Consider the following 6,637-nt stretch of genomic DNA (forward strand, 5'->3'; position numbering starts at 1 on the left):
CCATTGTCGAGCTTGAGGCAAGCAATTTGCCGCCCGTCATGGCGGCCATGCGACAGCCTCACCAGGACAGCCCCTGACGTGGCAGACGCAGCGATCCGATATACTGCTGCCTTTACCCTTTATTCTTTATCCAGCCTTCATCAGGCGCCGGTCGCCCATGCCGGCCCCGTATCGACCATGTCCGAGCAAGCCCCCGAACCGATCTTCCCCGACGATGCCGTAGCCGGCGCCGAGACCATCCCCGCGCCACGTGCCTGGATCGTGCTGCAGAACGTGCAGGAAGTGGAAACCTGGATCGACACCTACAACCGCGAACTGCAAGCCGTGGTATTCCGCCACAAGATGAACACCGTCAACGCCGGCCAGGGCATCTGCTTCACGCTGGAACTGGGCGGCCAGATCTACCTGCACACCACGCCGGAAGGCCAGATCCTGCTGGACGTGAGCGAAGAAGCCACGTGGGCGGCCCCGGTCATCAGCGCCGCTGCCAACGTGGCCGCGCCCGCAGGGAGCGTGTGGGTGCTGCCGCCCGATACGCTCACGCAATTGATCCTGGGGCTGTCGGGATTGATCGCCACTTCGCAGTTCGTGCTACGCCACGAATACCGGCTGGGCAAGTCGCAGCGCGCCTATTGAAGTCATCCCGACCCCACGCCCGGCCTCTGCCTGTCCCCATTCTGAAATGTGACCCCATGAAAGAACGCACCCTGATCGCCGCCGGCGCCCTGAACATGTTCATGGCCGTAGGCTGCGGCGCCTTCGGCGCCCATGGTCTGAAGAAGATGATTTCCGAAGAGATGCTGGCCATCTGGCACACCGCCGTGACCTACCAGGTCATGCACGCGCTGGGCATGATCGCCATCGCCCTGCTGATGCCGCGCATGAACGGCGCCGCCCTGCGCTGGGCCGGCGCGCTCATGCTGGCGGGCATTGTCATCTTCAGTGGCAGCCTGTACCTGCTGGCGCTGACTGGCACCCGCATCCTGGGCGCGATCACGCCGTTGGGCGGCGTGGCCTTCCTGGCGGCCTGGCTGCTGGTGGCCTGGGCGGCGCTGCAAAACCGACCAGCCGCTCAATAGCAGCATTAAGCCAGCTTCAACACTGGATCAAACAGCCTTAAACAGCCATTAACGGTCATTAACGGCCATTAAGGGTCCTGCAAGACGCCGGCTCAAGCCGCCGCACCACTCAAGGCTTCCTTGACCAGCTCATCGATTTCACCGGTGATGTTGGACAACACCCCGGCCACCACCGAAAATTCCTTGCCAGCCTGCCCCGAGCGGGCCGCCACGATGCGCGCATTGAAGGCCACCAGCTTGGCTTGCCGGGCGATGGTCTCGATATCGGTCATGATGCCGCGCAACTGCTGGCGCATCAGGCGCGCGTGCTTCTTTGATTGCGCTTCGTAGACCGCCGTGATCTCGTTCAACACCGCCAGCAAGGGCGTGGTTTCCTGCACCAGCTGCTCCAGCAGGGTCGAGGCTGTCTTGAGCTTGTCTTCGATGGCGTTGAGCGTGCGTTGCGCCAGCTCGGCAAAGGCCGTGATACGGGCATCTCCACGCGCACGGCCGTAATACACCTCTTCCAGTTCGGCGCAGAAGACACCGGGCAGATCACCGGAGCGCCTGACCAAGGCCGCATGGGCCTGGACGAACAAGGACAAGGCCTCGCGCGCCGTGGTGCTCGCCCCCTGCTGTCCTTGCGCGGCCAGCACGGCATAGAGCACCATGCGCTGCGAAGTGAAACGGCGACGCCCGGACAGATTGATCATGGCGCCGAATACCTCCCCGGAAAGCGGGACGGTCGGCGCCTCGGCGCCCTTGGGCACAGGGACGGTGTCGGTCACGGCCAGGCTGGACATGGGATTTCCTTCCAACGATGAAACGATAAAGCGCTCTGAGGCAACAAACTCAGGCCGCCTCGCGCGCCGGATGAGCCTGCTTGCGGTAGAGGAATTCCAGCACCGCGGTGCGGTACTGGCCATACTGCGCATCCTGGGCCAGCATCACACGATCACGCGGGCGCGCCAGGTTCACCTCCAGCACTTCGCCGATGGTGGCCGCCGGGCCATTGGTCATCATCACGATGCGATCCGACAGCAGCACCGCTTCGTCCACATCGTGGGTCACCATCACGACCGTGGATTCGGTCTTGGCCACGATCTTGAGCAACTCATCCTGCAGGTGGGCGCGGGTGAGCGCATCGAGTGCGCCAAAGGGTTCATCCATCAGCAAGACCTTGGGTTCCATGGCCAGCGCACGGGCGATGCCCACGCGTTGCTTCATGCCGCCCGAGATTTCATTGGGTCGCTTGTTCTCGGCCGCAGTCAGGCCCACCAGCGCCAGCGCAGCGCGGGTGCGGTCACGCAACTGGGTGCGATTTTCGCTGGCGCCGAAGACCCGCTCCACCCCGAGATAGATGTTTTCGTAGCAGGTCAGCCAAGGCAAGAGCGAATGGTTCTGGAACACCACCGCCCGCTCCGGGGCCGGGCCACCGATCTCGCGATTGGCGCACAGGAGCACGCCCTCGCTAGGCTGCAGCAACCCCGCGATCAGGTTCAGCAAGGTCGACTTGCCGCAGCCGGAGTGGCCGATGAGGGTGACGAACTGGCCCTTGGCCACCGTCAGGTTGATCTCGCGCAGCGCGTGGAAGGCGCCCTTCTTGGTGTGGAACACCATCTCTACGCCGTGGATGTCGATGAATTTGCCGTTGAGGTTGTCCATGCTCTGCGCCCCTTAGTGATTGACCTGCTCGTAGGTAAAGGCCTTGGCCAGCGCCACCAGCAATTGCTCCAGGATCAGGCCGACCACCCCGATGACGACGATGGCGATGATGATGTGCGGCACGTTCAGGTTGTTCCATTCATCCCAGACCCAGAAGCCGATCCCGACGCCACCGGTCAGCATCTCGGCGGCCACGATCACCAGCCAGGCAGTGCCGATGGACAGCCGCACACCGGTCAGCATGTAGGGCAGCACCGAGGGAAAGAGGATCTTGGTCAGCACCTTCCATTCCGACAGGTTCAACACCCGCGCCACGTTCATGTAATCCTGCGGCACGCGCTGCACACCCACGGCGGTGTTGATGATCATCGGCCAGATCGAGCAGATGAAGATGGACCAGATCGCCGCCGGGTTGGCCGACTTGAATACCAACAGGCCAATAGGCAACCAGGCCAGCGGCGAGACCGGGCGCAACAAACTGATGATGGGGCCGAACATGCGCGCCAGGAATTCCACCCGGCCAATCGCAAAGCCCAGCGGAATGCCCACCAGCGCGGCCAGTCCAAAGCCCAGGCCGACCCGCTGCAGCGAAGCCAGCACGTTCCAGCCTATGCCCTGGTCATTGGGACTGTTGCGATAGAAGGGATCGGAGAACATCACCCCGGCTTCCTTCAAGGTGGTCCACGGAGTGGGGAAGCTGCTGGTCTTCAAGGCGATGATCTGCCACACCAGCACCAGCAGGGCCACGCCCAGAAGCGGCGGCGCCACCCGCATGAACAGGCCGCTGCCGGCGACCCGCTTGCTGCTGCGGCGCGCCTTGGCAGTGGCCACCCGCGGCACGGCCTGCGGCTCGTTGGCGGCGCCGGCGCGCATAGGCTCGGCGGCGTGAAGCGCTCCGCCCTGACTGGGACTGTTGCCGGCGGGCTTGGCGTTCTCACCCATGATGCTTTCCACGACTGCACTCATCGCTTTCCCCTTGCTGAACATACTTCATCGTGACGGCCCCGCGCGAGGCCGGACATGACTGCCGATACCTTGGACGTACTACACCTTGATCTTGAAGGATTGCGCATAGGCCGCCGGATTCTTGCCATCCCAGACCGTGCCATCCATCAGCTTGGAACTGCGCATGACGTCCTTGGGCAGCGGTGTCTTGGTCATGGCGGCGGCCTCCTTGTAGAGGTCGATCTGGTTGACCGACTTGGCCACGGCCAGATAATCCGGGTCGCTCTTCAACAAGCCCCAGCGGCGATGCTGGGTCATGAACCACATGCCATCGGAGAGGAACGGGAAGTTGACCTGGCCCTCTTCATAGAACTTCATATAGTTGGGATCGTCCCAGGTCTTGCCCAGGCCGTTCTGATAGCGCCCGAGGATGCGCTGGTCGATCACGTCCTTGCTGGTGTTCACATAGGACTTGTCGGCGATCACCTCGGCCATCTTGTTCTTGTTCACCAGCGAGGCATCGATCCACTTGCTGGCGTCGAGGATGGCCGCCATCATGGCGCGGCAGGTGTTGGGATATTTCTGCACGAATTCGCGCGAGGTACCGAGCACCTTCTCGGGATGATCCTTCCAGATATCCTGCGTAGTGATGGCGGTGATGCCCACGCCATCGACGATGGCGCGATGGCCCCAGGGTTCGCCCACGCAGAAACCATCCATGTTGCCCACCCGCATATTGGCCACCATCTGCGGCGGCGGCACGGTGATGACCTTGGCATCCTTCATCGGATGGATGCCATTGGCGGCCAGCCAGTAATACAGCCACATGGCGTGCGTGCCCGTCGGGAAAGTCTGGGCGAAGGTGTATTCGCGCTTGTCGCTTTGCATCAGCTTGTAGAGCGAGGCGCCATCGACGGCGCCCTTGTCGGCCAGCTTCTTGGACAGGGTGATGGCCTGGCCATTGTGGTTCAGGCCCATCAGCACGGCCATGTCCTTCTTCTGGCCGCCGATGCCCAGTTGCACGCCATAGATCAGACCGTAGAGCACGTGGGCCGCATCCAGTTCGCCATTGGTGAGCTTGTCGCGCACGCCGGCCCAGGAGGCTTCCTTGCTGGGGACGATCTTGATGCCGTACTTCTTGTCAAAGCCCAGCACCGAAGCCATCACCACCGAGGCGCAATCGGTCAGGGGGATGAAGCCGATCTTCACTTCTTCCTTTTCCGGCTTGTCCGAGCCGGCCGCCCAGGCGCCGCCCGTGGCCAGGCCCATCATGCCGGCCCCGGTGGCCAGCGCCGCGCCTTGCAGCAGTTGGCGACGCTTGCCGTCCACCGTCGCCGCTGCATTGATCTGTTCGCCTTGCGCGAGCCCGCCCACCTTGTCCACCTGACCCTTGGATTTCATAGCACCCTTCCCCTTGCGTTGCAAATTGACGAAAGCCACAAACGACAAAAGGCGCATTCCGCCATGGGAGACCCATCACGGAAGACGCCTTGTCCTGACGGCGCGACCGCCATGGTCACACCTTCACTTCACATCTGTTGCGCACTGTTGCGCTATGCACTCCATTCAGCAAAGAGCGTGCCAGCAGCGGTGCATCCATCGTGAAGGCGCGCCGGCTCTGGCGCATCGCAGCCAACAGGAAGTCGGTAGCGCGCCAACGCCAAGCCCTCGGCGCGACCTGAACGAGCGCTCATCGCACTGCCTTTGTGCTCTGCACCAAGTTGGCAGGGATTTGTCAGCTGGCACGCGAGCGCCTACCCCGGCGTGCAGGATTTTCCTACAGCACATTGCGAGGGGCGCTGATCGCGGGGCCGGGCGGGCCGCACCTATGATGACCCCAGCATCAAATGAATGATTCGAACGACCCGGCCCTTGCTCTTCTGGCGGGCAAGAACGACTTCAATAAGAAAGGAGAACCTCCATGACCCTCGGTACCATCCTGCTCATCGTCCTGATCCTGATCCTGCTGGGCGTGATCCCGGCCTGGCCGCACAGCCGCAACTGGGGCTACGGTCCCAGCGGTATCGCCGGCACCATCGTCATCATCCTGCTGATCCTGCTCTTGCTAGGCAAGATATAAGGGAGCCGGCGGCCCCCGCTGCCTGGACATCCCCTTCCCTCCCCAAGCCTGATACCATCGCGTGGCGGAGGGCAAGACGGCGCGCACGGTGCCTTGCCACCGTTCGCGCCGTCTGCTTTGCGGCTCCCTCCCGGCAACGAGGAGCCAGCCCGCACAGGCGGCTGGCATCCCCGTAATCGTGATGAGGCCCACCCTGATGAACAATAAATTGCTCGCATCCTCCCTGCTGGGCGCCCTGGCGGCGCTGGCGCTGCATGTCGGCACGGCGCACGCCGCCGACCAAAAGCTGGTCAACGGCGACCCGGCGCGCTGGTACCAGGCCGACGACAGCCCCAAGGCGCGCCTGCGCAATCTCAACCAGGAAACCACCGCCGCCTACGGCCAAGCCCTGCAAGACTGCAAGGCGCTGCGCGGCAAACAGGCGCGCGCCTGCCGCCAGCAAGCCGGCGCCGCCCGCAAGGACGATGCGGCCCGCGCCCAACGCATCTACCAGGATTACAAGGCGGCCGCCGCCAAGTCGGGCAGTTGAACCCAGGTCCGCACTGGCAAGGCCATCATGAAAAAAGCGCCGGGCGATGTGCCTCGCCCGGCGCTTCTTTGCTCTCTGTTCCTTGATATCTGATGTCAGAGATTTGACCTCTGACAAGCCTGGCACCCAAGGTGCCAAGCCCGCGGGATCACTTGCCGACCTGGTTACCGATCACGCCCCCCACGGCGGCGCCACCCACGGTACCGAGGCCGCTGCCCCCGGTGAGTACGGCACCACCGACCGCACCGACACCGGCGCCCACGGCAGTGTTCTTGTCGCGCTGGGACATGTTGCTGCAACCGGTCAGGGTGGCAAAGGCACAGATGGCCACGGTACAGACGGCCAGTTTTGCAGGGTATC

General features: G+C 63.3%; 9 protein-coding genes. 4 read left to right on the forward strand and 5 right to left on the reverse strand.

Annotation, left to right across the window (positions count from 1 at the left end):
- Positions 1 to 177: 177 nt before the first annotated feature.
- Positions 178 to 636, forward strand: coding sequence for a hypothetical protein (locus tag I5W_RS08425; protein WP_044528887.1), 459 nt, complete (start codon positions 178 to 180; stop codon positions 634 to 636).
- A gap of 56 nt (positions 637 to 692) precedes the next feature.
- Positions 693 to 1,079, forward strand: a complete 387-nt coding sequence (locus I5W_RS08430; protein WP_044528888.1) for a DUF423 domain-containing protein — start codon at positions 693 to 695, stop codon at positions 1,077 to 1,079.
- Positions 1,080 to 1,171: 92 nt separating this feature from the next.
- On the opposite strand, the gene I5W_RS08435 is transcribed toward I5W_RS08430, so the two are convergent.
- The 4 genes from I5W_RS08435 to I5W_RS08450 form a co-directional block, all read right to left on the reverse strand.
- The gene (locus I5W_RS08435; RefSeq protein WP_044528889.1) at positions 1,172 to 1,861 is read right to left on the reverse strand and encodes a methyl-accepting chemotaxis protein; all 690 of its coding nucleotides are present in this window, start codon (positions 1,859 to 1,861) and stop codon (positions 1,172 to 1,174) included.
- A gap of 49 nt (positions 1,862 to 1,910) precedes the next feature.
- Positions 1,911 to 2,723 (reverse strand): ABC transporter ATP-binding protein, encoded by an 813-nt coding sequence (locus I5W_RS08440; RefSeq protein ID WP_044528890.1) that lies wholly within the window; start codon positions 2,721 to 2,723, stop codon positions 1,911 to 1,913.
- A 12-nt stretch (positions 2,724 to 2,735) separates the two neighbouring features.
- Positions 2,736 to 3,689 carry a nitrate ABC transporter permease gene (gene ntrB, locus I5W_RS08445; RefSeq protein ID WP_044528893.1) on the reverse strand — a complete coding sequence of 318 codons (954 nt, stop codon included), beginning with the start codon at positions 3,687 to 3,689 and terminating at the stop codon, positions 2,736 to 2,738.
- 78 nt (positions 3,690 to 3,767) lie between these two features.
- Positions 3,768 to 5,069 (reverse strand): CmpA/NrtA family ABC transporter substrate-binding protein, encoded by a 1,302-nt coding sequence (locus tag I5W_RS08450; protein WP_374702128.1) that lies wholly within the window; start codon positions 5,067 to 5,069, stop codon positions 3,768 to 3,770.
- Positions 5,070 to 5,589: 520 nt separating this feature from the next.
- Between I5W_RS08450 and I5W_RS29600 the strand changes: the two genes are divergently transcribed.
- Together I5W_RS29600 and I5W_RS08460 are read left to right on the forward strand one after the other, a co-directional pair.
- Positions 5,590 to 5,748 (forward strand): DUF3309 family protein, encoded by a 159-nt coding sequence (locus tag I5W_RS29600; protein ID WP_017453079.1) that lies wholly within the window; start codon positions 5,590 to 5,592, stop codon positions 5,746 to 5,748.
- 196 nt (positions 5,749 to 5,944) lie between these two features.
- Positions 5,945 to 6,277 (forward strand): hypothetical protein, encoded by a 333-nt coding sequence (locus I5W_RS08460; RefSeq protein WP_044528891.1) that lies wholly within the window; start codon positions 5,945 to 5,947, stop codon positions 6,275 to 6,277.
- A 148-nt stretch (positions 6,278 to 6,425) separates the two neighbouring features.
- Here the strand turns inward: I5W_RS08460 and I5W_RS08465 are convergent, their stop codons facing one another.
- Positions 6,426 to 6,623: a glycine zipper 2TM domain-containing protein gene (locus I5W_RS08465; protein ID WP_044528892.1), complete on the reverse strand. Its 198-nt coding sequence runs from the start codon at positions 6,621 to 6,623 to the stop codon at positions 6,426 to 6,428.
- Positions 6,624 to 6,637: the final 14 nt, after the last annotated feature.

Origin of the sequence: Herbaspirillum sp. B65, from assembly GCF_000333555.1 — a bacterium.
GTDB classification, from domain to species: Bacteria; Pseudomonadota; Gammaproteobacteria; order Burkholderiales; family Burkholderiaceae_D; genus Herbaspirillum; species Herbaspirillum rubrisubalbicans.